General features: G+C 59.9%; 22 protein-coding genes. 12 read left to right on the top strand and 10 right to left on the bottom strand.

The genetic code is table 11. The features are described from left to right. Positions 1–343 precede the first annotated feature (343 nt). The 5 genes from KGA82_RS22260 to KGA82_RS22240 form a co-directional block, all read right to left on the bottom strand. Complete coding sequence (locus tag KGA82_RS22260; protein WP_223452551.1) at positions 344–1,747, bottom strand: LLM class flavin-dependent oxidoreductase; 1,404 nt, start codon at positions 1,745–1,747, stop codon at positions 344–346. Continuing rightward, the gene (locus KGA82_RS22255) at positions 1,747–2,184 is read right to left on the bottom strand and encodes an acyl-CoA dehydrogenase (RefSeq protein ID WP_223452550.1); all 438 of its coding nucleotides are present in this window, start codon (positions 2,182–2,184) and stop codon (positions 1,747–1,749) included. The genes KGA82_RS22260 and KGA82_RS22255 overlap by 1 nt, the downstream gene beginning before the upstream one ends. 10 nt (positions 2,185–2,194) lie before the next feature. Further along, positions 2,195–3,397, bottom strand: coding sequence for an SfnB family sulfur acquisition oxidoreductase (locus KGA82_RS22250; RefSeq protein WP_223452549.1), 1,203 nt, complete (start codon positions 3,395–3,397; stop codon positions 2,195–2,197). 216 nt (positions 3,398–3,613) lie between these two features. After that, entirely contained in the window at positions 3,614–3,934 is a 321-nt protein-coding gene (locus KGA82_RS22245; protein WP_223452548.1) for a hypothetical protein, read from the bottom strand. Between the two features lie 161 nt (positions 3,935–4,095). Then, positions 4,096–4,659: a helix-turn-helix domain-containing protein gene (locus tag KGA82_RS22240; protein WP_192496349.1), complete on the bottom strand. Its 564-nt coding sequence runs from the start codon at positions 4,657–4,659 to the stop codon at positions 4,096–4,098. Between KGA82_RS22240 and KGA82_RS22235 the strand changes: the two genes are divergently transcribed. From KGA82_RS22235 to KGA82_RS22205, 7 genes are all read left to right on the top strand, one after another. Then, positions 4,654–5,673: a DMT family transporter gene (locus KGA82_RS22235; protein WP_223452547.1), complete on the top strand. Its 1,020-nt coding sequence runs from the start codon at positions 4,654–4,656 to the stop codon at positions 5,671–5,673. The two genes, KGA82_RS22240 and KGA82_RS22235, sit on opposite strands and share 6 nt — an antisense overlap. A 913-nt stretch (positions 5,674–6,586) precedes the next feature. After that, the gene (locus KGA82_RS22230; protein WP_192496346.1) at positions 6,587–9,505 is read left to right on the top strand and encodes a monovalent cation/H+ antiporter subunit A; all 2,919 of its coding nucleotides are present in this window, start codon (positions 6,587–6,589) and stop codon (positions 9,503–9,505) included. Continuing rightward, on the top strand, positions 9,505–9,849 hold the full coding sequence (locus KGA82_RS22225; RefSeq protein ID WP_008029186.1) for a Na+/H+ antiporter subunit C: 345 nt from the start codon (positions 9,505–9,507) through the stop codon (positions 9,847–9,849). Before KGA82_RS22230 ends, KGA82_RS22225 begins: the two co-directional genes overlap by 1 nt. Continuing rightward, positions 9,846–11,531: a monovalent cation/H+ antiporter subunit D gene (locus KGA82_RS22220; RefSeq protein ID WP_192496345.1), complete on the top strand. Its 1,686-nt coding sequence runs from the start codon at positions 9,846–9,848 to the stop codon at positions 11,529–11,531. Before KGA82_RS22225 ends, KGA82_RS22220 begins: the two co-directional genes overlap by 4 nt. After that, positions 11,528–12,016, top strand: a complete 489-nt coding sequence (locus tag KGA82_RS22215) for a Na+/H+ antiporter subunit E (RefSeq protein ID WP_223452546.1) — start codon at positions 11,528–11,530, stop codon at positions 12,014–12,016. Before KGA82_RS22220 ends, KGA82_RS22215 begins: the two co-directional genes overlap by 4 nt. Next, positions 12,013–12,291 (top strand): K+/H+ antiporter subunit F, encoded by a 279-nt coding sequence (locus tag KGA82_RS22210; protein ID WP_008029179.1) that lies wholly within the window; start codon positions 12,013–12,015, stop codon positions 12,289–12,291. Before KGA82_RS22215 ends, KGA82_RS22210 begins: the two co-directional genes overlap by 4 nt. Further along, the gene (locus KGA82_RS22205) at positions 12,288–12,650 is read left to right on the top strand and encodes a Na+/H+ antiporter subunit G (RefSeq protein ID WP_008029177.1); all 363 of its coding nucleotides are present in this window, start codon (positions 12,288–12,290) and stop codon (positions 12,648–12,650) included. Before KGA82_RS22210 ends, KGA82_RS22205 begins: the two co-directional genes overlap by 4 nt. A 102-nt stretch (positions 12,651–12,752) precedes the next feature. On the opposite strand, the gene KGA82_RS22200 is transcribed toward KGA82_RS22205, so the two are convergent. Next, a complete protein-coding gene (locus KGA82_RS22200) occupies positions 12,753–13,190 on the bottom strand; it encodes a DUF3995 domain-containing protein (RefSeq protein WP_223452545.1) in 438 nt (145 codons plus the stop codon). A gap of 91 nt (positions 13,191–13,281) precedes the next feature. On the opposite strand from KGA82_RS22200, the gene KGA82_RS22195 reads away from it, so the two are divergent. Both KGA82_RS22195 and KGA82_RS22190 read left to right on the top strand, forming a co-directional pair. Continuing rightward, positions 13,282–13,668: a DUF2946 domain-containing protein gene (locus KGA82_RS22195; protein WP_008029173.1), complete on the top strand. Its 387-nt coding sequence runs from the start codon at positions 13,282–13,284 to the stop codon at positions 13,666–13,668. Between the two features lie 85 nt (positions 13,669–13,753). Beyond that, positions 13,754–15,886, top strand: a complete 2,133-nt coding sequence (locus KGA82_RS22190; protein WP_223452544.1) for a TonB-dependent receptor — start codon at positions 13,754–13,756, stop codon at positions 15,884–15,886. 126 nt (positions 15,887–16,012) lie between these two features. On the opposite strand, the gene KGA82_RS22185 is transcribed toward KGA82_RS22190, so the two are convergent. From KGA82_RS22185 to KGA82_RS22175, 3 genes are all read right to left on the bottom strand, one after another. After that, the gene (locus tag KGA82_RS22185) at positions 16,013–17,026 is read right to left on the bottom strand and encodes an ABC transporter substrate-binding protein (RefSeq protein WP_207286269.1); all 1,014 of its coding nucleotides are present in this window, start codon (positions 17,024–17,026) and stop codon (positions 16,013–16,015) included. Positions 17,027–17,142: 116 nt separating this feature from the next. Continuing rightward, on the bottom strand, positions 17,143–17,346 hold the full coding sequence (locus tag KGA82_RS22180; protein WP_192496341.1) for a hypothetical protein: 204 nt from the start codon (positions 17,344–17,346) through the stop codon (positions 17,143–17,145). Next, a complete protein-coding gene (locus tag KGA82_RS22175) occupies positions 17,346–17,816 on the bottom strand; it encodes a hypothetical protein (protein ID WP_008035847.1) in 471 nt (156 codons plus the stop codon). Before KGA82_RS22175 ends, KGA82_RS22180 begins: the two co-directional genes overlap by 1 nt. 413 nt (positions 17,817–18,229) lie before the next feature. Between KGA82_RS22175 and KGA82_RS22170 the strand changes: the two genes are divergently transcribed. The 3 genes from KGA82_RS22170 to KGA82_RS22160 all read left to right on the top strand — a co-directional run bounded on the left by KGA82_RS22170 (position 18,230) and on the right by KGA82_RS22160 (position 19,238). Then, positions 18,230–18,478, top strand: a complete 249-nt coding sequence (locus KGA82_RS22170) for a hypothetical protein (protein WP_223452543.1) — start codon at positions 18,230–18,232, stop codon at positions 18,476–18,478. Between the two features lie 158 nt (positions 18,479–18,636). Then, on the top strand, positions 18,637–18,867 hold the full coding sequence (locus KGA82_RS22165) for a hypothetical protein (protein WP_223452542.1): 231 nt from the start codon (positions 18,637–18,639) through the stop codon (positions 18,865–18,867). Positions 18,868–18,998: 131 nt separating this feature from the next. Then, positions 18,999–19,238, top strand: a complete 240-nt coding sequence (locus KGA82_RS22160) for a DUF2789 domain-containing protein (RefSeq protein WP_223452541.1) — start codon at positions 18,999–19,001, stop codon at positions 19,236–19,238. On the opposite strand, the gene KGA82_RS22155 is transcribed toward KGA82_RS22160, so the two are convergent. Then, positions 19,239–19,442: a hypothetical protein gene (locus tag KGA82_RS22155; protein WP_008035852.1), complete on the bottom strand. Its 204-nt coding sequence runs from the start codon at positions 19,440–19,442 to the stop codon at positions 19,239–19,241. Positions 19,443–19,872 lie beyond the last annotated feature (430 nt).

Raw genomic sequence — 19,872 nt, 5'->3', positions numbered from 1 at the left:
GTGTTGTCTGCAAATATCATCCACAACACGAATCCTGTAGGAGCCGGCTTGCTGGCGATGGCGGCGTGACAGCCGACATCAATGCTGGATGTACCGGCCTCTTCGCGGGCAAGCCTCGCTCCTACAGGGTTTTGTGTCGTCCACGGAAATCACCGGCAACACGAATCCTGTAGGAGCCGGCTTGCTGGCGATGGCGGCGTGACAGCCGACATCAATGCTGGATGTGCCGGCCCCTTCGCGAGCAGGCTCGCTCCCACAGGTTTCGTGTCGCCAGCGATATTTGTGCATGACACAAAACCCTGTAGGAGCCGGCTTGCTGCGGGCGGCGTTCCGACGATGGCGTCTAGGCAGACACCACCTTCCTCTCCTGCTGCCGCAACCCCGCCAAATCCCGATACCCCGCCCCCGGATGTATCTCCGGCAACCGCGCCCCCTCCCCGAACAACTTCTCGCGCAAGGTCCCCGGTGCGTACTCGGTCTTGTAGACCCCACGCTTCTGCAACTCCGGCACCAGCAGTTCCACGGCGTCGATAAAGGTTTCGTGCGTCAGCGCATAGGCCAGGTTGAAGCCGTCCACATCGGTCTCTTCAACCCACTCCTGCAAAAGATCGGCAACCGTCTCGGGACTGCCGACAAACAGCGGACCAAACCCGCCAATTCCGACCCAGTCGGCCAGTTCGTTAGGCGTCCAGACCTTGTTCGGATCGGCCGTGGAGAACGCTTCCACTGCCGATTGGATGGCGTTGGTGTGCACATGCTTGAGCGGTTCATCCGGTTTGAACTGACTGAAATCGATCCCGGTCCAGCCCGAAATCAATGCCATCGCACCTTCGTAGCTGACCCAGGTTTTGTATTCCTCGAATTTGGCTTTGGCCTTGGCATCAGTCTCACCGAGGATCACCGTTTGCAGGTTGAAGATCAGGATCTTCGACGGATCGCGCCCGGCCTCGGCGGCGCGACGACGGATGTCGGCCACGGTCTTTTTCAACAGCACCTTCGACGGCGCCGCCACAAACACACATTCGGCATGTTCAGCGGCGAACTGCTTGCCACGACTCGACGCTCCGGCCTGGTACAGCACGGGCGTGCGTTGCGGTGAGGGTTCGCAGAGGTGAATGCCCGGCACCTGGAAGTGTTTGCCGACGTGCTGGATCTCGTGAATTTTGCTCGGGTCACTGAAAATTCGACGCTCGCGATCCCGCAGGATCGCGCCCTCTTCCCAACTGCCTTCCCAGAGTTTGTAGCAAACCTCCAGGTACTCTTCGGCGAAGTCGTAGCGGGCGTCGTGTTCAGTCTGGTTTTTCTGCCCGAGGTTCTTCGCGCCACTCTCCAGGTACGAGGTGACGATGTTCCAGCCGGCGCGGCCCTTGGTCAGGTGATCGAGGGTCGACAGGCGTCGGGCGAACGGATACGGGTGCTCAAACGACAGCGACGCAGTCAGGCCAAAACCCAGATGCTCGGTGACCAGCGCCATCGGCGGAATCAGTTGCAGCGGATCGTTGACCGGCACCTGCGCCGCCTGACGGATCGCCGCCTCACCGTTGCCGTTGTAGACGTCGTAGATGCCAAGCACGTCGGCGATGAACAACCCGTCGAACTTGCCGCGCTCGAGGATTTTCGCCAGGTCGGTCCAGTATTCGAGGTCTTTGTACTGCCATGAGCGGTCCCGTGGGTGCGCCCATAAACCGGGCGACTGGTGACCGACGCAGTTCATGTCGAAAGCGTTTAGACGAATTTCCCGGGCCATCAAACGGCGCTCCTGAAGCTTGGGGGATGAATGCCGTTAAGGCGAAAATTACCAATGAGGTGGAGTTTCCAGTGCAGCGGATCGTGCAGTGAGCCGGGCAATGTGGTGCGTTGCCCGGTGAGTTCAAACTCGGCGTGGCTTACGGTGTTGAGCGCCTCTGCACTGGCGAGGTGAGACTCGGCAATGGCGACGCTGACTTCGGTGTCGTCTTCGTGGCTATTCAAGAAATCGTCGGCACGTTCAAGCAGCACGGCGGCGACTTCGATGCGGATCTGCACGTCGCCGAAACGGCTGATGACGTATGGGTCATCCTTGGTTTGAGTCTGTTGACGAACGAAGCGCAGGGTCGCATCGAGCAAACTGCGCGCGTTGTGCAAGTCGTGCTGACTCTTGGCCAGGGGTTGCCCGGCAGCAATCGGTTGGGTCAAGGCATTCATGGTGGACTCCTCAGTTCCAGGCGTGGCGCGCAGGCTTGACGCCGTTGAGCAGGTAGTTGCCGATCAGGTGGTATTTCCAGCGTGCCGGGTCGTGCAGCGTATGTGTGCGGGCGTTGCGCCAGTGGCGGTCGAGGTTGTACTTGCCGAGCACCGAGCGGGTCCCGGCCAGTTCGAAGAGTTTGCTGCTGGCGAGCAACGCGATTTCGGCAGACAGGACTTTGGCCTGGGCGACCACCACCGAGGCGTAGGCCACCGTGTCTTCATTGGGATTGAGCAACGCCGCGTCGATGGCTTGCCCGGCTTTCTTGAGGATCGCTTCGGTGCCGTGGACCCGCCATTCGAGGTCGCCGATGGCGGCGATGCTGAACGGGTCCTGCCAGCCGTGGTCGTGTCCGCTGTCGATCCATGGTCGGGATTCACGGGCATAGCGCTTGGTTTCTTCCAGCGCGCCGACGGCGATGCCGGTGTCCACCGCTGCCTGGATGATCTGTGAAATCGGGCCGTCCGCAGTGGGTTCGTCAAACGCTTTGTGAGCAGGGATCACCGCACTCAACGGCACCTTAACCGCATTCAACGTGACGCCGCCGCTGGCGGTGGTGCGCTGGCCAAAACCGTCCCAACTGTCGATCACGGTCAGGCCGGGATTGTCGCGCTCGATGAACGCGATGAACGCCTGGTTCTGCTCGTTGACCGCCACCGCCGGGACGATGTGCGCGAACAGCGCACCGGTGCAGTAGAACTTCTCGCCGTCGATCTGCGCGGTGTCCTTGTCGAAACGAATGCGGGTTTCGAAGGCCCCGGCGTTTTTGCTTTTGGACTCGGAGAAAGCGTTGCCGAAGCGGTAACCCTGCAAGACTTTGCCGAAGTAGTAGCGCTTCTGCTCTTCGGTGGCGGTTTGCAGCAGGATGTCGAGCACGCCGAGGTGGTTTTGCGGGATCTGGCCAAGGGAAGAATCGGCGGCGGATATGATCTTGATCACTTCGGCGACGGTCACGTAGGAAACGCCGGCGCCACCGTATGCCTTGGGAACGGTGATGCCCCAGAGGCCGCTGGCGGAAAACTCGTCGAGCTCGGCGACCGGCAAGCGGCGCTCGCGATCGCGCACGCTGGCCTCGACGGCGAAGCGTGCAGCGAGTTTGTGAGCGACGGCGATTGCCTCGGCATCCGAATGGATGACGTGGACGGTGCGAGGGGGTTGGGCTGAGATTGTCATTACGCGACTCCAGCGTCAGGTGAATACCCAAACACCTCTACAGAAGTCGTGCCAATATTTTTAATCTTTATTAATCAGTACGTTACTGACAAAACTTAAATGACTTGACTAAATAAAGCGAGACAATCTGTGGATTTACTGTTGCTCGACAAACACTTCTGACAGCAAAACGCTCGCCCCTTTCATAGAGGTCGAGCGCTTTGCTATTCCACTCAATCAAGAATGCAAAATATCGTAATTTATCGAATCAGAGATGTGTGCGGCTCCGTCGTACAAGAGAATATATTTGAACTGCTTTTCCGGCCCTGAATGATCCAGCAAAGTACTTTTTGATATTTTTACTCGATAATAGCCATCGATCGGCACGCCGAGCTTCAGCAAATACTCCTGACGCTCAATAAACACGCTGACATATTCACGGGGAAAGCTATTATCGGGCTCAGGAATGAGGGCCGTAGCGCCATCCGCCGGAACATCTGTAAGTTTAATCACCCCACCTACAGCTTCTTTCATTTGGAGCGCTGGTAATAAAGCCATTTATCCAACTCCGTTCAGTGGACGGTCGGGCAAACCCTACCCGGCAGTCAGGGCAAGTCACGAGTACAACGTACTGAACGATATTTAAAGAACAATCACCCCGCCCGCCTACTGTCATAAATAACAGGTAGCGCATCATTTCAGATGAGCGGTATCCGAAATCAGATCACCACATTTCGCACAAATCGCGTCGCCACTTCCCCATCGTTGCGATAGGAATGAGGCTGGTTGCTGGCGAACATGAAAAACTCCCCCGCGCCGATGTTATGTGGCGTGTCGCGCACCATCAGCGTCAGGCAACCTTCGAACACGTAGATCTGTTCGCTCCAACCCTCTGCATCCGGTTGCGACGGATAAATCTCCCCCGGTTGCAGGCACCATTCCCACTGTTCCACTTCACGGGTGGCGGTGGCTTTGGACAGCAAAACGGCTTTGCTGCCCGGAATCACTCCGGCCCAGGCCACTTCGTTGATGCGGCTCGGGTCGCGGGCGTCCGGTGCCTGGATCAGGTCGCTGAAGGCCACATCCAGCGCTTCGGCCACGCGGTCGAGGGTGGTCAGGCTCACGTTCTTCTCGCCGGCCTCGATGGCCACCAGCATCCGGCGGCTGACCCCGGACTTTTCGGCGAGCGCGGTCTGGCTCATGTCGGCGGCGTGGCGCAGACGCCGAACGTTCAGGCTGACGTGCTGAAGGACCGAAGCCCGCTGCGTTGAATCTTTGTGCACTATATTGCTCACTTGTCGGAGTTGGGCAGTATACTGCGCAACATTCGGCGCATTGTGCGTCGCCCTCAGGTAGCGCGCAAGGTCATGACGTCGTTGAACTCCTCCCCGGCTTCTTCCCGCAAATTCAGCAAGGCCGAGTGCGTGCTGGTGCTGATCACCATGGTCTGGGGCGGGACCTTCTTGCTGGTGCAGCACGCGATGACCGTCAGCGGCCCGATGTTCTTCGTCGGCCTGCGCTTTGCCGCCGCCGCGTGCATCGTTGCCCTGTTCTCCTGGCGTCATCTGCGGGAAATGACCCTGTTCGAACTCAAGGCCGGCGCCTTTATCGGCGTGGCGATCATGCTCGGCTACGGCTTGCAGACCGTCGGGTTGCAGAGCATTCCAAGCAGTCAGTCGGCATTCATTACCGCGTTGTATGTGCCCTTTGTGCCGTTGCTGCAATGGCTGGTGCTGGGGCGGCGTCCTGGGCTGATGCCGAGCATCGGGATCATGCTGGCCTTCACGGGGTTGATGTTGCTGTCTGGGCCTGCCGGTGCTTCGTTCAATTTCAGTCCGGGTGAAATCGCCACGCTGATCAGCGCCATCGCGATTGCCGCGGAGATCATTCTGATCAGCACCTACGCGGGCCAGGTCGATGTGCGCCGGGTGACGGTGGTGCAATTGGCGACCACCTCGGTGTTGTCGTTCTTGCTGGTGGTGCCGACTCAGGAAGTCATTCCTGACTTTTCATGGTTTTTGCTGTGCAGCGCCCTCGGCCTCGGCGCAGCGAGCGCGGCGATTCAGGTGGCGATGAACTGGGCGCAGAAGAGCGTTTCTCCGACGCGGGCGACGTTGATTTACGCGGGTGAGCCCGTGTGGGCCGGGATCGTCGGAAGGATCGCCGGGGAACGGTTGCCGGCGATTGCGTTGGTGGGCGCGGGGTTGATTGTGGCGGCGGTGATTGTGAGTGAGTTGAAGACCAAGGGTAAGGCAGCTGCGGTCGAGGAAGAGTTGGAGCGCGAAACTCTGGGGTAAACCTCAAGATTTGAAGCGCCTGATAAATCGTCTTCACCCCTTGCGACCACATCGACCTTCACCGCTTTGCCGTACAACCCGACATCCCGCTGCTCGACGTTGCGGAACATGCCAAACATATGATCGGCACCGCGCTCACGGGTACAGGCCTCTATTGACGGCATGCACGCCGCTCAAGCGGAAGGTGACGCATGAACCCGCACATATCGATGACCAACAATGATTGCGATACTCCGGTGTTGCTGGTCGCCATGTACACATCCCTCCTGTAGGAGCCGGCTTGCCGGCGATGGACGTTAACGATAACGCGGGCTGCCTGAATGAACGCGTTGCCCCGACGCTTTTCGCGGGCAAGCCTCGCTCCTACAGGGTGTCACGTTTGCTTTTGATTTCCACCACTCATCAGGCCGAGCGTTAGCTCGCCTTCCGCTTTTGATCTGAGCGCCCCCTCGAGAGGCCGAGTGGAGGTTCTGCGCAGTGGGCAACCCGGCATGGATGCCGGGTTAGCCGCCCCCGGCCAGGGATGGCCGATGGCGGCGGGCCCACGGAGCAGGACCGGAACGAGGGCATGGCGAGCATTAGCGAGGCACCGAACGAAAGGGGCAAGAGCCCTTGGTTACTTGGGGCTTTTCCAAGTGACTCGCCGTAAGGGCGAAACCATAAGTGGCCGTTACCGCAGCAATGGATATGTACACCATCAAAGAAACACGCCAACCATAAGCACACCATCGTCGGAACGCCGCCCACAGCAAGCCGGCTCACAAAGGGTCCAGCCCCGCTGAACACAGCCCTCTGAAACAATGTGAATCAGGCATTTTCCGTCTACCTTGTAGGATTCTGCCACAGCTTGCCGTTTGGTGATCCGGGGACTGGCACGTATGATGCTTCACAAACTTCCGCAGATTAGAAGCCTATGTCCCTGATAGTTCTACTGCTTCTGCCCTTTGTCGGCAGCTGTCTGGCAGCCGTGCTGCCGCACAACGCGCGTAACACTGAATCTTTGTTGGCTGGCGTCGTTGCCCTCATAGGCACCGTCCAGGTCGCACTCCTGTACCCGCAGATCGCCCATGGTGGCGTCATTCGCGAAGAGTTTTTCTGGCTACCCAGCCTCGGCCTGAACTTCGTTCTGCGCATGGACGGGTTTGCCTGGCTGTTCTCGATGCTGGTGCTGGGCATCGGCACGCTGGTGTCGTTGTACGCTCGCTACTACATGTCGCCGGACGATCCGGTGCCGCGCTTCTTCGCGTTCTTCCTGGCGTTCATGGGCGCCATGCTGGGTCTGGTGATTTCCGGCAACCTGATCCAGATCGTGTTTTTCTGGGAGCTGACCAGCCTCTTTTCATTCCTGTTGATCGGCTATTGGCACCATCGCGCCGATGCGCGACGCGGCGCTTACATGGCGCTGATGGTCACTGGCGCGGGCGGTTTGTGCCTGCTGGCGGGGGTCATGTTGCTTGGCCATGTGGTCGGCAGCTATGACCTGGACAAGGTCCTGGCCGCCGGCGATCTGATTCGCGCACATGCCCTCTACCCTCTTCTGCTGCCCCTGATTCTGATCGGCGCCCTGAGTAAAAGCGCGCAATTCCCCTTCCACTTCTGGCTGCCCCACGCGATGGCGGCGCCGACACCGGTCTCTGCTTATCTGCACTCGGCGACCATGGTCAAGGCCGGGGTGTTTCTGCTGGCGCGGCTGTGGCCGTCGTTGTCCGGCAGCGAGGAATGGTTCTACATCGTCAGCGGCGCTGGTGCCTGCACCCTGTTACTCGGCGCGTACTGCGCGATGTTCCAGAACGACCTCAAAGGCCTGCTCGCGTACTCGACCATCAGCCACCTCGGCCTGATCACCCTGCTGCTGGGCCTGAACAGTCCACTGGCTGCCGTGGCCGCCGTGTTTCACATCCTCAACCATGCCACCTTCAAGGCATCGCTGTTCATGGCCGCCGGGATCATCGACCACGAAAGCGGCACACGCGACATTCGCAAGCTCAGCGGCCTGATCAAACTGATTCCGTTCACCGCGACGTTGGCCATGGTCGCCAGCGCCTCAATGGCTGGCGTGCCGTTGCTCAACGGTTTCCTGTCGAAAGAGATGTTCTTCGCCGAAACCGTGTTCATCAACGCGACCGCCTGGATCGAGTTGACCCTGCCCATCGTCGCGACCATCGCCGGCACGTTCAGCGTCGCCTATTCGCTGCGCTTCACGGTTGATGTGTTCTTCGGCCCGACCGCCACCGACCTGCCGCACACCCCGCACGAACCGCCACGCTGGATGCGTGCACCGGTGGAATTGCTGGTGTTCACCTGCCTGATCGTGGGGATTTTCCCGGCGCAAGTGGTCGGCTCGTTACTGGCTGCCGCTGCCCTGCCCGTCGTCGGCGGCACCTTGCCTGAATACAGCCTGGCGATCTGGCACGGCTGGAACGCGCCGATGATCATGAGCCTGGTCGCCATGTCCGGCGGCATCGTGCTCTACCTGCTGCTGCGCAACCAGTTCAAGCACGGGCGTTTCAAATACCCGCCGGTGATTGGCCTGTTCAACGGCAAGCGCCTGTTCGAGCGCAGCCTGGTGATCATGATGCGCCTGGCCCGTCGCCTGGAGCGGCGGATCAGCACCAGACGCCTGCAAACCCAGCTGTTCCTGATGGTGCTCGCCGCCGTGCTGGCCGGGTTGATCCCGATGCTGCACAGCAGCCTGAGCTGGGGTGACCGGCCGAAGATTCCGGGCTCGATTGTGTTCGTGACCTTGTGGCTGCTGGCGATTGCCTGTGCCCTCGGCGCGGCGTGGCAAGCCAAGTATCACCGGCTCGCGGCACTGACCATGGTCAGCGTCTGTGGACTGATGACCTGCGTCACCTTCGTCTGGTTCTCCGCGCCCGATCTGGCGCTGACGCAACTGGTGGTTGAAGTGGTGACCACGGTGCTGATCCTGCTGGGCCTGCGTTGGTTGCCGCGACGGATCGAAGAGGTTTCGCCGCTGCCGAGCAGCCTGCGCAAGGCACGCATCCGGCGTCTGCGCGACTTGCTGCTGTCGATCGCCGTCGGGGGCGGCATGGCGTTGCTGTCGTACGCAATGCTGACGCGCCAGACGCCCAACGACATTTCCTCGTTCTACCTCAGCCGAGCCCTGCCGGAAGGCGGCGGCAGCAACGTGGTCAACGTGATGCTGGTGGACTTCCGTGGCTTCGATACCCTCGGCGAAATCACCGTGCTGGTGGCTGTGGCGCTGACCGTGTTCGCGCTGTTGCGACGCTTCCGCCCGCCGAAAGAAAGCCTGCAACTGCCGGCGCAACAACGCTTGCTCGCGCCCGACGTGGTCACCGATCTGGTCAACCCACGTCACGCCAGCGACACCGCGCTCGGCTTCATGATGGTCCCGGCGGTGCTGGTGCGCATGCTGTTGCCGATTGCGTTCGTGGTCTCGATCTACCTGTTCATGCGCGGCCACAACCAGCCGGGCGGCGGGTTTGTCGCGGGGCTGGTGATGTCGGTGGCGTTCATCCTGCAATACATGGTCGCCGGCACGCAGTGGGTCGAGGCGCAAATGAGCCTGCGACCGCTGCGCTGGATGGGCACCGGTTTGCTGTTCGCCACGGTCACCGGGCTCGGGGCGATGGCGGTCGGCTATCCGTTCCTGACCACCCACACCTGGCATGCCGAACTGCCGGTGTTAGGCGACATTCACATCGCCAGCGCACTGTTCTTCGACATCGGCGTGTACTCGGTGGTGGTCGGCTCGACGCTGTTGATCCTCACCGCCCTCGGCCACCAATCGGTACGCGGCCACAAAACCGCTGCCCAGCCCAGATCCGTCGCCACGAAAGGAGCCGTCTGATGGAAGAAGTCATCGCAATCGCCATCGGCGTACTGGCCGCGTCCGGCGTCTGGCTGGTGCTACGGCCACGGACGTTCCAGGTGGTCATGGGCCTGTGCCTGCTGTCGTACGGCGTCAATCTGTTCATCTTTAGCATGGGCAGTCTGTTCATCGGCAAAGAGCCGAACATCAAGGACGGCGTGCCGCAAGATCTGTTGCATTACACCGACCCGCTGCCACAAGCGCTGGTGCTGACCGCCATCGTGATCAGCTTCGCCATGACCGCGCTGTTTCTCGTCGTGCTGCTGGCTTCGCGTGGCTTGACCGGCACCGACCATGTGGATGGCCGGGAGCCTAAAGAATGAATGCGATGACGCACCTGATCGCCGCACCGATTCTGTTGCCGCTGCTGACCGCCGCCATCATGCTGATGCTGGGCGAGAAGCACCGCCCGCTGAAGGCTAAAATCAACCTGCTCTCCAGCCTCTTGGGGCTGGGCATCGCCGTGCTGTTGCTGCAATGGACGCAAACCACTGATGTGCCCGGCTCCATCGGCGTCTACCTGCCGGGCAACTGGCAAGTACCGTTCGGGATCGTGCTGGTGGTCGATCGCCTGTCCGCGCTGATGCTGGTACTGACCGGGATCATCGGCGTCAGCGCCCTGCTGTTCGCGATGGCCCGATGGGACGGCGCCGGTTCGAGTTTCCACGCGCTGTTCCAGATCCAGATGATGGGTTTGTATGGCGCGTTCCTGACGGCGGACCTGTTCAACCTGTTCGTGTTTTTCGAGGTTCTGCTGGCGGCCTCTTACGGCCTGATGCTCCACGGTTCGGGCCGGGCGCGGGTGTCGTCGGGGTTGCATTACATCTCGATCAATCTGCTGGCCTCTTCGCTGTTCCTGATTGGCGCGGCGCTGATCTACGGCGTCACCGGCACCCTGAACATGGCTGACCTGGCGCTGAAAATCCCGCTGGTACCGGAAGCCGATCGCGGCTTGCTGCATGCCGGCGCGGCGATTCTCGCCGTGGCGTTCCTGGCCAAGGCCGGGATGTGGCCGCTGAATTTCTGGCTGGTGCCGGCCTATTCCTCGGCCAGTGCGCCGGTGGCGGCGATGTTCGCGATCATGACCAAGGTTGGCGTCTACACCTTGCTGCGCCTGTGGACCTTGCTGTTCTCCGGTCAGGCCGGCGCGTCGGCGTATTTTGGCGGCGACTGGCTGATCTACGGCGGCATGGCAACCATCGTCTGCGCCGCCGTGGCGATTCTCGCCGCGCAACGTCTGGAACGCATGGCCAGCCTGAGCATTCTGGTGTCGGCAGGGATTCTGCTGTCGGCCATCGGTTTCGCCCAGCCGAACCTGATCGGCGCGGCGCTGTTCTATCTCGTCAGCTCGACCCTGGCGTTGAGCGCGTTGTTCCTGCTGGCCGAGTTGATCGAGCGCTCGCGCTCGGCCAATGAAATGCCGTTGTTCGATGACGCCGACCTGATTGCGCGGCCGATGGAATCCCTGCAACCGCCCAAAGGCATCAACCTCGACGATGAACAAAAAGCCGTGGTCGGCCAGGTGATTCCCTGGACCATGGCCTTTCTCGGCTTGAGCTTCATCGCTTGCGCGTTGCTGATCATCGGCATGCCGCCGCTGTCCGGCTTTATCGGCAAACTCGGTTTACTGCACGCCCTGCTCAACCCGCTGGGCCTGGGCAATGGCGCGGATGAACCGGTGTCAAACGCCGCGTGGGGTTTGTTGGCGTTGCTGATTCTCTCCGGGCTGGCGTCGTTGATTGCCTTCTCGCGTCTGGGCATCCAGCGTTTCTGGACGCCTGAAGAACGGCCATCACCCTTGCTGCGACGGCTCGAATGTGTGCCGATCATTGCACTGTTGGGCCTGAGCATTCTGCTGACCTTCAAGGCCGAGCCGCTGCTGCGTTACACCCAGGCCGCCGCACAAACCTTGAACAATCCGCAGCAATACGTGATGGCGGTGCTTGGCACCCGGGCAGTTCCGAGTCCGGAAGCCAAAGCGGCCGTCGCGGAGGTGCAGCCATGAGGCGTCTGTTTCCTGCACCTTGGTTGTCGCTGGCGCTGTGGTTGTTGTGGCTGGTGCTGAACCTGTCGATAAGCCCCGGCAACCTGTTGCTGGGCGCCGTGCTCGGGTTTTGCGCGCCGTTGATGATGCGCAAGTTGCGCCCCCTGCCGATCCGCATTCGGCGTCCCGGTGTGATTCTGCGTTTGTTCTTCATCGTCGGACGCGACGTGCTGGTCTCCAACCTTGCTGTGGCCTGGGGTGTCTTGAACGCCGGCCGACGCCCGCCGCGCTCGCGGTTCATCAAGGTGCCGCTGGATTTGCGCGACGCCAACGGCCTGGCGGCACTGGCGATGATCTGCACGGTGGTGCCCGGTACGGTCTGGTCCGAACTGGCGCTGGACCGCAGCATTTTGTTGCTGCACGTCTTCGATCTGGATGACGAAGCGCTGTTCATCGAGCATTTCAAGGTGACCTACGAACGCCCGTTGATGGAGATTTTCGAATGAGCCCGTTGCTGTCGAATGCGGTTCTGCTGAGCCTGTTCATTTTTTCGCTGGCGATGGTCCTGACCCTGATCCGCCTGTTCAAAGGGCCGTCGGCGCAGGACCGGGTTCTGGCACTGGATTACCTGTACATCATCGCGATGCTGATGATGCTGACACTGGGTATTCGTTATGCCAGTGACACGTACTTCGAAGCGGCGCTGCTGATCGCGCTGTTCGGCTTCGTCGGCTCGTTTGCCCTGGCGAAATTCCTGCTGCGTGGCGAGGTGATCGAATGAACGCTGAACTGTCTCTGTGGGTGGAAATCCCGGTGGCGATCCTGCTGGTACTCAGCAGTGTTTTTGCGCTGATCGGGGCGATCGGGCTGGTGCGTATGAAGGATTATTTTCAACGCATGCACCCTCCGGCGCTGGCCTCGACATTGGGTGCGTGGTGCGTGGCGCTGGGGTCGATCATCTACTTTTCGGCGCTCAAGTCCGGGCCGGTGCTGCATGCCTGGCTGATCCCGATTCTGTTGGCGATTACGGTGCCGGTAACCACGTTGCTGCTGGCGCGGGCGGCGTTGTTCCGCAAGCGTATGGCGGGGGATGATGTGCCGGCTGAGGTGAGTAGCCGGCGGACGGAGAGCGGGAGTTAGGGTCACGGATTTGTGTTGATTGTTCGGGCCTCATCGCCGGCAAGCCGGCTCCTGCAAAGGGTTTGTGTTCACCTGTAGGAGCCGGCTTGCCGGCGATGCTTTTCAAATCCACGCGACGACCAACAACCCCGCCCCCAACACCACACACAACGGCGAATACACCCACGTATCCAGCCGGGCAAATTCCGATCCCTTGACCTGCTTGAAAAACCCCACCAGGTTCGAATCGCCAATCGCCCGGGCGAACATCAGCATGGCGATTGCGCTGATCACCCATTGCAGCGATTGATGGGTCACCGCCGGCACCCACCAGCCAACGCGCAAACACACCAGCGCTGCAATCAGCAGCAATCCGAAAGCCACCAATAACGTCAGCCACCTCGAAGGCTTGAACGCGGGTTGCGATTGCGCGCCGTCCTCCCCCGGCACTTGCGGCACGGCCGCCACGAAAGCCCACTGGCCACCCAGCGCCCAGTAGACATGTATCAGGCTTATCACCGCGAAGATCGTCACCAGCCACTGAGCCAACACAAACGTCATGTCGAGGATCCTTGAAAGTGAATTAACAGAATCATCCTAGTCGGCATTTTTAGAAGTGCGCGGCTGATCAACGGTGGTAAAGTGCCACCCCATGAAACTCGCCCGGACCGATCGCTCACTCATTGCATGGATGCTTTATTGCTGCGTCCTGTTCAATGTGTTCGCCTGCAGCATCGGTCACGGACAAATGGTCGGGGCGCAGCTCAACGGCCTCGGCGGTCAGTTCTGTACGGTTGACCCGCGCACTCAGGCACCTGCGTCCTCAAACACGTCCGAAGAGCAACTGCCGACCCTGTCGAAAGCCTTCGGCTGCCCGTTGTGCTCCACCGGCGGCATGGGCCCGGCGCTCAATTCCAGCCTGACCCTGGCGATCCTCCCGCAAACACACAGCCCACCCTTGGCGGTCGTCGCCAACGCTGACCTCCCAGCCCGCTTCACCTGGCCCTCGGCCAACCCCCGCGCCCCGCCGTTCGCCTGAATCCTTCGCCATTCAATCAGCTCACTTCGCCAACGCGAGGCGTTCGCCTGTGCGCTGTTTCCTAGCAAGCATTCAGGATTCATCGATGAAAACCATTCCTTTGCTGGCCAGCCTGATCGGCTGCCTGTCCGTTAACGCCTGGGCACAATCCACAGTGGACCTCGCACCAATCACCATTGATGGCGAAGCCCCCGCCGAGCCGGGTCTGAGCCTGGACCAATCCAGCGGCATGGCCTCGCGCCTGGGGCTGAGCGTGCGTGAAACCCCGGCGTCGGTGGCGATTGCCAACCGCAACGACATCGAACGCCACGGCGCGCAGAACTTCCAGGACGCCGCCAACACCTTGCCCGGTGTGAATGCCAGTGCGCCGCCGGGTTTCGGCGGGTTCGTCTCCTACCGTGGTTTCACCAGCAGCCAGATCACCCAGATGTTCAATGGCGTGAACGTCTCCGGCGGCCTTGCCCGGCCCGTGGATGCGTGGATCTATGATCGGGTGGAACTGGTGGGCGGCCCGTCATCGCTGATCAATGGCGCCGGCTCCGTGGGCGGTTCGCTGAACTACGTGACCAAACTGGCGACCCGTGAAGAGCAAGCGGTCGAAGGCCGGGTCAGCTACGGCAGTTACGACACCACCGAGACCGCGCTCGGCCTGAATCACGCGCTCAGTGAAGCCGGTGCGGATGTGCAGCACTACGCGCGGCTGGATGTCAGCCACAACACCGGCAACGGCTATATTGATCGCCAGGAACGCGATGCGTGGAGCGTGGCGTTTTCGCTGCTCAGCGACCTGACGCCAAACCTGTCCCACACCCTGGCCCTGGAATATCAGGATGAACACGAAGACAGTCCGTACTGGGGCACGCCGGTGCTGAATCCCAAGGCCGGTGAACTGAAGATCGACAAGCACAACCGCTTCAACAACTACAACGTCGAGGACGGCCGTTACGAGCAACGTACAATCTGGGTGCGCTCGATCATCGACTACCGGATCAACGACAGCACCACCCTGCGCAACACGCTTTATCACCTCGACAGTCAGCGCGATTACCGCAACCTGGAAACCTATCAGTACAGCGCCAACAACCGCGCGGTGAACCGCTCCACGGCGTACCAGGTGCGCCATCAGGGCGAGCAGAACGGCAACCAGTTCGAACTGCGTCACGACAACACGTTGTTTGGCCTGGACACCACCTGGTCCGGCGGTTTCGAGTACAAGGTCAACCAGACCACCAATTCGCCGCTGAACGTCAAAGGCGCAAGCACGGTCGACCCGAACAACTTTCAGCCGGGGCATTTCTACGACATCCCGGGCACCCGGCCGGGGTTTGTCAGCGACAAGACCAACGAAGTCACCACCAAGGCACTGTTCGCCGAGAACCGCCTGGCGCTGACCGATAAATTGTCGTTGCTGACCGGGCTGCGTTACGACGACATCGATCTGGACGTGACCAACCACCGGGAAGTGACCGCCAGCAATCCACGTCATCTCAAACGTAGCTGGGAACCTGTGACTGGTCGCGTCGGCCTGACCTACCAGTTCATCCCTGACGCCAACGTCTACGTGCAATACAGCACCGCCGCCGAACAACCCAACGGCACGCAGGATTTTGATGTCTCGACCGGCAAGCAATGGGAAGTCGGCAGCAAATTCGACTATCTGGACGGGCGCGGTTCGGCGACGCTGGCGGCGTACACGATTGAGCGCAAAGACTTCGCGGTGACCGATCCGCTGGACCCGACGCTTAGCATTCCCGTGGGCCAGCAGACGTCCAAAGGCATCGAACTGGCCAGTTCGCTGCAGATCACCGACAAGCTGTTGGCCGAAGGCAACTTTGCCTGGGTTGATGCTCAGTACGACGAGTTCACCGAGAAGAATGCCGCAGGTGTGGTGGTTTCACGCAAGGGCAACACACCGACCAATGTGCCGGACCGGGTCGGCAATCTGTGGCTGACCTATGACTTTGCGCCGCAATGGCAAGGAGGTGTCGATGCGCGGTACGTCGCCTCGGTGTTTGCCGACAGCGCCAACACGATGACCGTGCCGTCCTATACGCTCTATGGCACGTTTCTCAGCTACAAGGTCGATCGGCACACCACCGTCACTGGCCGGGTACGCAACCTGACCAACGAGGTGTATGCCGAGTTTGCGCACGTGTCGCCCGCGTATTACCTGGGTACACCGCGGACCTTTGAGCTGGCCGTTCAAACCCGGTTTTAGTGCTCGATCCACGCTCCCTGTAGGAGCCGGCTTGCTGGCGATGAGGCCCCAGAGTTCTGCATCGATTTCGAGGTCGCCATCGCCAGCAAGCCGGCTCCTACAGTCCGGTGATATCAGCGGCACCCATCATTTCAACTCGGCGGAGACTTTATCCGCCACATCCTTCGGCAGCCACGCCTGCCACACATCCGGGTGCGCCTTCATGAACGCCTCCGCCGCCTGGCGCGGTGGAGTGTGTTTCTCGCTCATATCAGCCAGCGCCTTGTTCAACGGGCCGATGGGGAAATCGACCTTGCTGAAGAACTCGGCAATCTGCGGATATTGTTTCTGGAACGGTGTGGACACCCCAATCGACAGCTTCGAGGGCAGTGAGCGCGTCGGTTTCGGATTGGGGTTGTCGGCGTCGGTCAGTGTTTTCCAGGCTTCGGCGTCGAACGGCGGTTCTTCCAGCTGAACCAGTTTGAAGCGCCCGAGCAAGGGTGTCGGCGACCAGTAATAGAACAGGACCGGCTTGCCACGACGGATCGACGAACTGATTTCCGCATCCAGCGCCGCCCCGGAGCCGCTGCGGAAATTCACATAGCTGTCGTTCAAGCCATAGGCCGTGAGCTTCTGTTTGTTGACCACCTCCGAGGTCCAGCCGATCGGGCTGTTGAGGAAGCGCCCCTTGCCCGGGCTTTCCGGGTCACTGAACACGTCCTTGTATTTCGGCAGGTCACTGACACTGCGCAAGCCGGGGGCCAGCGGTTTGATCCCCTTGGCCGGATCGCCCTTGATCACGTATTCGGGCACCCACCAGCCTTCGGTGGCACCCTTCACCGTATCGCCAAGACTCGCGACTTTGCCTTCGGCTTCAGCCTTGACCCAGACCGGGCTGCGACCGGCCCATTCTTCGCCAATGACCTGAATGTCATTGTTGGCCAGGGCGGTTTCCAGGGTGATGGTCGTTCCCGGCAAGGTATCGGTCTGCAGCCCGTAGCCCTTCTCGACAATAATCCGCAGGATATCGGTGATCAGACTGCCGCTTTCCCAGTTCAGGTCGGCGAAGTGGATCGGCGCCTGGGCGGCGAATACCGGAATGGGCGAACCCAGACCGAAAGCGACCAGAACAGTGGCCAGCAACCGTCGAAATCCGTTCATGCTTTTGCACCTCGTGCTGGTCACAGCAATAGCAGGATGGCCTGATAAAGACCGCGAGCCTCAAAATACTCAGTCAACTGACTGTAGTAGAGGTTCCTGCTTTCGAGGGGCGAGGATTATTTTTCGGAAATTTCCTGCAAGCGCGCCAGCTCTCTTCTGACCATGCTGGCGTATTCAGCCGGGCGTAACGTGTAGATCTGCGACGCCACCCACCCCAGCCAGGCCCCCTGCAGAATGGTCTTCTGCTCGAACAGTCGCTGGGCCTCCACCTGGGCGCTGGCCTGGTTCTGTATGTGAAAATCGGCGCGGGTCAGGGGCATTACTCGCTGGCCTTGAAGGTTACCAGTTCACCCTTGCGCCACTTGGCGGCCTTGGCCGTCACGGCTTTCAGGGTTTTGGTCAGGCCTTCCTGCAATTGTTGGTGGGCGGCAAATACCATCACCACGCTGTGACCTTCCTTGAACACGATCCCGTGACCGTCGGCGGTGGTCACGAACGCGTAATCGCCCAGGCCATACACCGTCAGTTTGATTTCGCGGAACTTGATGTCCAGCTTGCCGCCTTCGCGACTGGGCAAAACCGAAGCGCTGAAATGATCGCCGACTTTAAGTTTCAGGCCTGGCTTGTCGTCCACCACCAGTGCTGATTCGGTGTCGATCTCGGCAATGTAAATGCCTTCAGCGTTCTGTTCGGTGATGTAAACAAAACGTGACTGGAACTGCTTGACCAGCTTTGCGCGCAAATCACCCAGCACGAACAAAGCATGCATATCGAGATTACTTACTGCCAAGGAAACATCCCCACATCTGAAAATGATGCCGCACGCTTACAAACAGCGCACAGCAGAAAAAAGCGGCAATGCCGAAGGTGTCGCCAAATGACCCGTGTTGAAATCCTGAAACGAGCAGAGGGCTCATTCATCGCGAGGCGTAAGAAGACTAATGGAAAGTCACTCGCGTCGTCTTGCCTGGAGTTCGTCAGAGGTTGAAGGAAAAAGCCCTTCTGACTGCCAGAAAAAACGGATTACCAACCTTAGGGAAAAAACTCTTTAAAAAAAGCACTTTTCCGACATATCGCCGGCAAAAAATTGCTTTAGATAACCATCAATCGCCCACCAGTGACGGTGATTCTAGAGCAGCGATGCTCTTCGAGACTACCCAAAACGATGTACACACGTCGGCAAAATAACGAAAAGGACTTCATATGTGCACCCTGACACACTTCGCCCGTCCCCTCGCGCCTTACTCAGGCAACCCGTCGACGCTGTACGCGGCGGGGTTTCAACACCCTGAACTTGACCCTGAAACGCTTGCCACACCGCGTTTTCAGGTTGTTCTGGCCGGTAATGCGTTCTTCCACATCAAAGAAATTTCCACTGGCCATGTCAGGGGTTTCCGCAGCGACCACAACGAAGCATGCGCACTCGCCCGCCAGCTCGAATTACATCGCTAAGCGCTACGCTCAGTCCCTTCTTATAGACGTTTCGTCATGCCGACGACTTAACTCAGCCGTCGGCAGGCAACTACTGCCATACTGCCGAACCAATGAAACCCGTTCCCAAGTCGGACGGCGTTCAACACAACAGGATATTTCCAGGGGAAGGCTGCTACGTGACGGAATTTGATATCGGTGAATTTTTTATCCGGGGCGAAGCCAGAGAAGTCGAAGGCGAATTCCAGGCGGTCATTGTCATGCGCGCCAAACCGCCGCTAACCACGGTGACGTATCACCAGGTCGAGAAGGATCGCTGGTTCAAGACCTCGGACGTCGCTGCCGTCGCCGCCCGTGAAGCCGCCCAGGCCTTGAAGCTCGCCGTCGATCAGGGGGCCTTGAAAGCCTGATCAGCCGATTCGCAGTCTATGCTCATTCCTGATTTCGGACATCGCTATCGAATGCCTGAAGCGCGGCGCCCTCAGATGCAATGCAGCCGCACCTCAGATCTCGTACCTGCGCGACCAGCAAGGAGATGAAGATGGATTCACCTATACACGACTTGAAAGGCTTGTTCGACCAGCTAGGCCTGGACTCCAGCGAGAAGGCCATCGACGACTTCATCGCCAGTCATTCGCCTATGCCCTTTGATAAAAAGCTCATCGATGCCGAGTTCTGGACGCCACAACAAGCTGGTTTCCTGAAAGAACAATTGCGTGAGGATGCTGATTGGTCACGGGTGGTTGATGACCTGAATCTGCGTATGCATCAGGTTCACTAGTCAATGCAGGCTGTCGGGGGCTTCGGCGCTTAATTGGGCCAACCAGGCAGCCTTGCACTCCTCCGCTTCATCGCGACGGGAGAATGCCGTCCCCCGGCGTTCGCCGTTCAGCAGCACGACCCAGCAGACGCTCTGCCCCTGCGCTCGCAAACTGGCGGGCACACCGCTGCCGATCATGACGGCGACATCGACTTTGCTTTGCATGCTGACCTCTTTGACTTCATTAGCAACCTAACTATGAAGGTATGGTAATGAGTTCATGTGTGAGGAAACAGCAACTGTGTTGCATAGATTAGTTGCTGGAATCGCAACAATGGTGGGGTTGGGGTTGGGGTACATATCCGTTTCTGCGGTAACGGCGGCTGGCGGTTTCGCTTTTACAGCGAGTCACTTGGAAAAGCCCCAAGTAACCAAGGGCTCTTGCCCCTTTCGTTCGGTGGCTCGCTAAGGCTCGCCATGCCCTCGCTCCGGTCCTGCTCCGTGGGCCCGCCGCCATCGGCCATCCATGGCCGGGGGCGGCTAACCCGGCATCCATGCCGGGTTGCCCACTGCGCAGAACCTCCACTCGGCCTCTCGAGGGGGCGCTCAGATCAAAAGCTGAAGGCGAGCTAACGCTCGGCCTGATGAGTGGTGA

Source organism: Pseudomonas sp. BF-RE-22, from assembly GCF_019956155.1.
Taxonomy (GTDB): Bacteria; Pseudomonadota; Gammaproteobacteria; order Pseudomonadales; family Pseudomonadaceae; genus Aquipseudomonas; species Aquipseudomonas migulae.
Note: the sequence above shows the minus strand (reverse complement) of the source record. Positions and strands in the feature narration are given on the sequence as shown.

What these genes read in the sequence shown, in the direction of transcription:
- KGA82_RS22260 (WP_223452551.1), bottom strand. Translation starts at nt 1,747, where the DNA reads ATGGCCCGGGAAATTCGTCTAAACGCTTTCGACATGAACTGCGTCGGT.
- KGA82_RS22255 (WP_223452550.1), bottom strand. Translation starts at nt 2,184, where the DNA reads ATGAATGCCTTGACCCAACCGATTGCTGCCGGGCAACCCCTGGCCAAG.
- KGA82_RS22250 (WP_223452549.1), bottom strand. Translation starts at nt 3,397, where the DNA reads ATGACAATCTCAGCCCAACCCCCTCGCACCGTCCACGTCATCCATTCG.
- KGA82_RS22245 (WP_223452548.1), bottom strand. Translation starts at nt 3,934, where the DNA reads ATGGCTTTATTACCAGCGCTCCAAATGAAAGAAGCTGTAGGTGGGGTG.
- KGA82_RS22230 (WP_192496346.1), top strand. Translation starts at nt 6,587, where the DNA reads ATGTCCCTGATAGTTCTACTGCTTCTGCCCTTTGTCGGCAGCTGTCTG.
- KGA82_RS22225 (WP_008029186.1), top strand. Translation starts at nt 9,505, where the DNA reads ATGGAAGAAGTCATCGCAATCGCCATCGGCGTACTGGCCGCGTCCGGC.
- KGA82_RS22220 (WP_192496345.1), top strand. Translation starts at nt 9,846, where the DNA reads ATGAATGCGATGACGCACCTGATCGCCGCACCGATTCTGTTGCCGCTG.
- KGA82_RS22215 (WP_223452546.1), top strand. Translation starts at nt 11,528, where the DNA reads ATGAGGCGTCTGTTTCCTGCACCTTGGTTGTCGCTGGCGCTGTGGTTG.
- KGA82_RS22210 (WP_008029179.1), top strand. Translation starts at nt 12,013, where the DNA reads ATGAGCCCGTTGCTGTCGAATGCGGTTCTGCTGAGCCTGTTCATTTTT.
- KGA82_RS22205 (WP_008029177.1), top strand. Translation starts at nt 12,288, where the DNA reads ATGAACGCTGAACTGTCTCTGTGGGTGGAAATCCCGGTGGCGATCCTG.
- KGA82_RS22200 (WP_223452545.1), bottom strand. Translation starts at nt 13,190, where the DNA reads ATGACGTTTGTGTTGGCTCAGTGGCTGGTGACGATCTTCGCGGTGATA.
- KGA82_RS22195 (WP_008029173.1), top strand. Translation starts at nt 13,282, where the DNA reads ATGAAACTCGCCCGGACCGATCGCTCACTCATTGCATGGATGCTTTAT.
- KGA82_RS22190 (WP_223452544.1), top strand. Translation starts at nt 13,754, where the DNA reads ATGAAAACCATTCCTTTGCTGGCCAGCCTGATCGGCTGCCTGTCCGTT.
- KGA82_RS22185 (WP_207286269.1), bottom strand. Translation starts at nt 17,026, where the DNA reads ATGAACGGATTTCGACGGTTGCTGGCCACTGTTCTGGTCGCTTTCGGT.
- KGA82_RS22180 (WP_192496341.1), bottom strand. Translation starts at nt 17,346, where the DNA reads ATGCCCCTGACCCGCGCCGATTTTCACATACAGAACCAGGCCAGCGCC.
- KGA82_RS22170 (WP_223452543.1), top strand. Translation starts at nt 18,230, where the DNA reads ATGTGCACCCTGACACACTTCGCCCGTCCCCTCGCGCCTTACTCAGGC.
- KGA82_RS22160 (WP_223452541.1), top strand. Translation starts at nt 18,999, where the DNA reads ATGGATTCACCTATACACGACTTGAAAGGCTTGTTCGACCAGCTAGGC.
- KGA82_RS22155 (WP_008035852.1), bottom strand. Translation starts at nt 19,442, where the DNA reads ATGCAAAGCAAAGTCGATGTCGCCGTCATGATCGGCAGCGGTGTGCCC.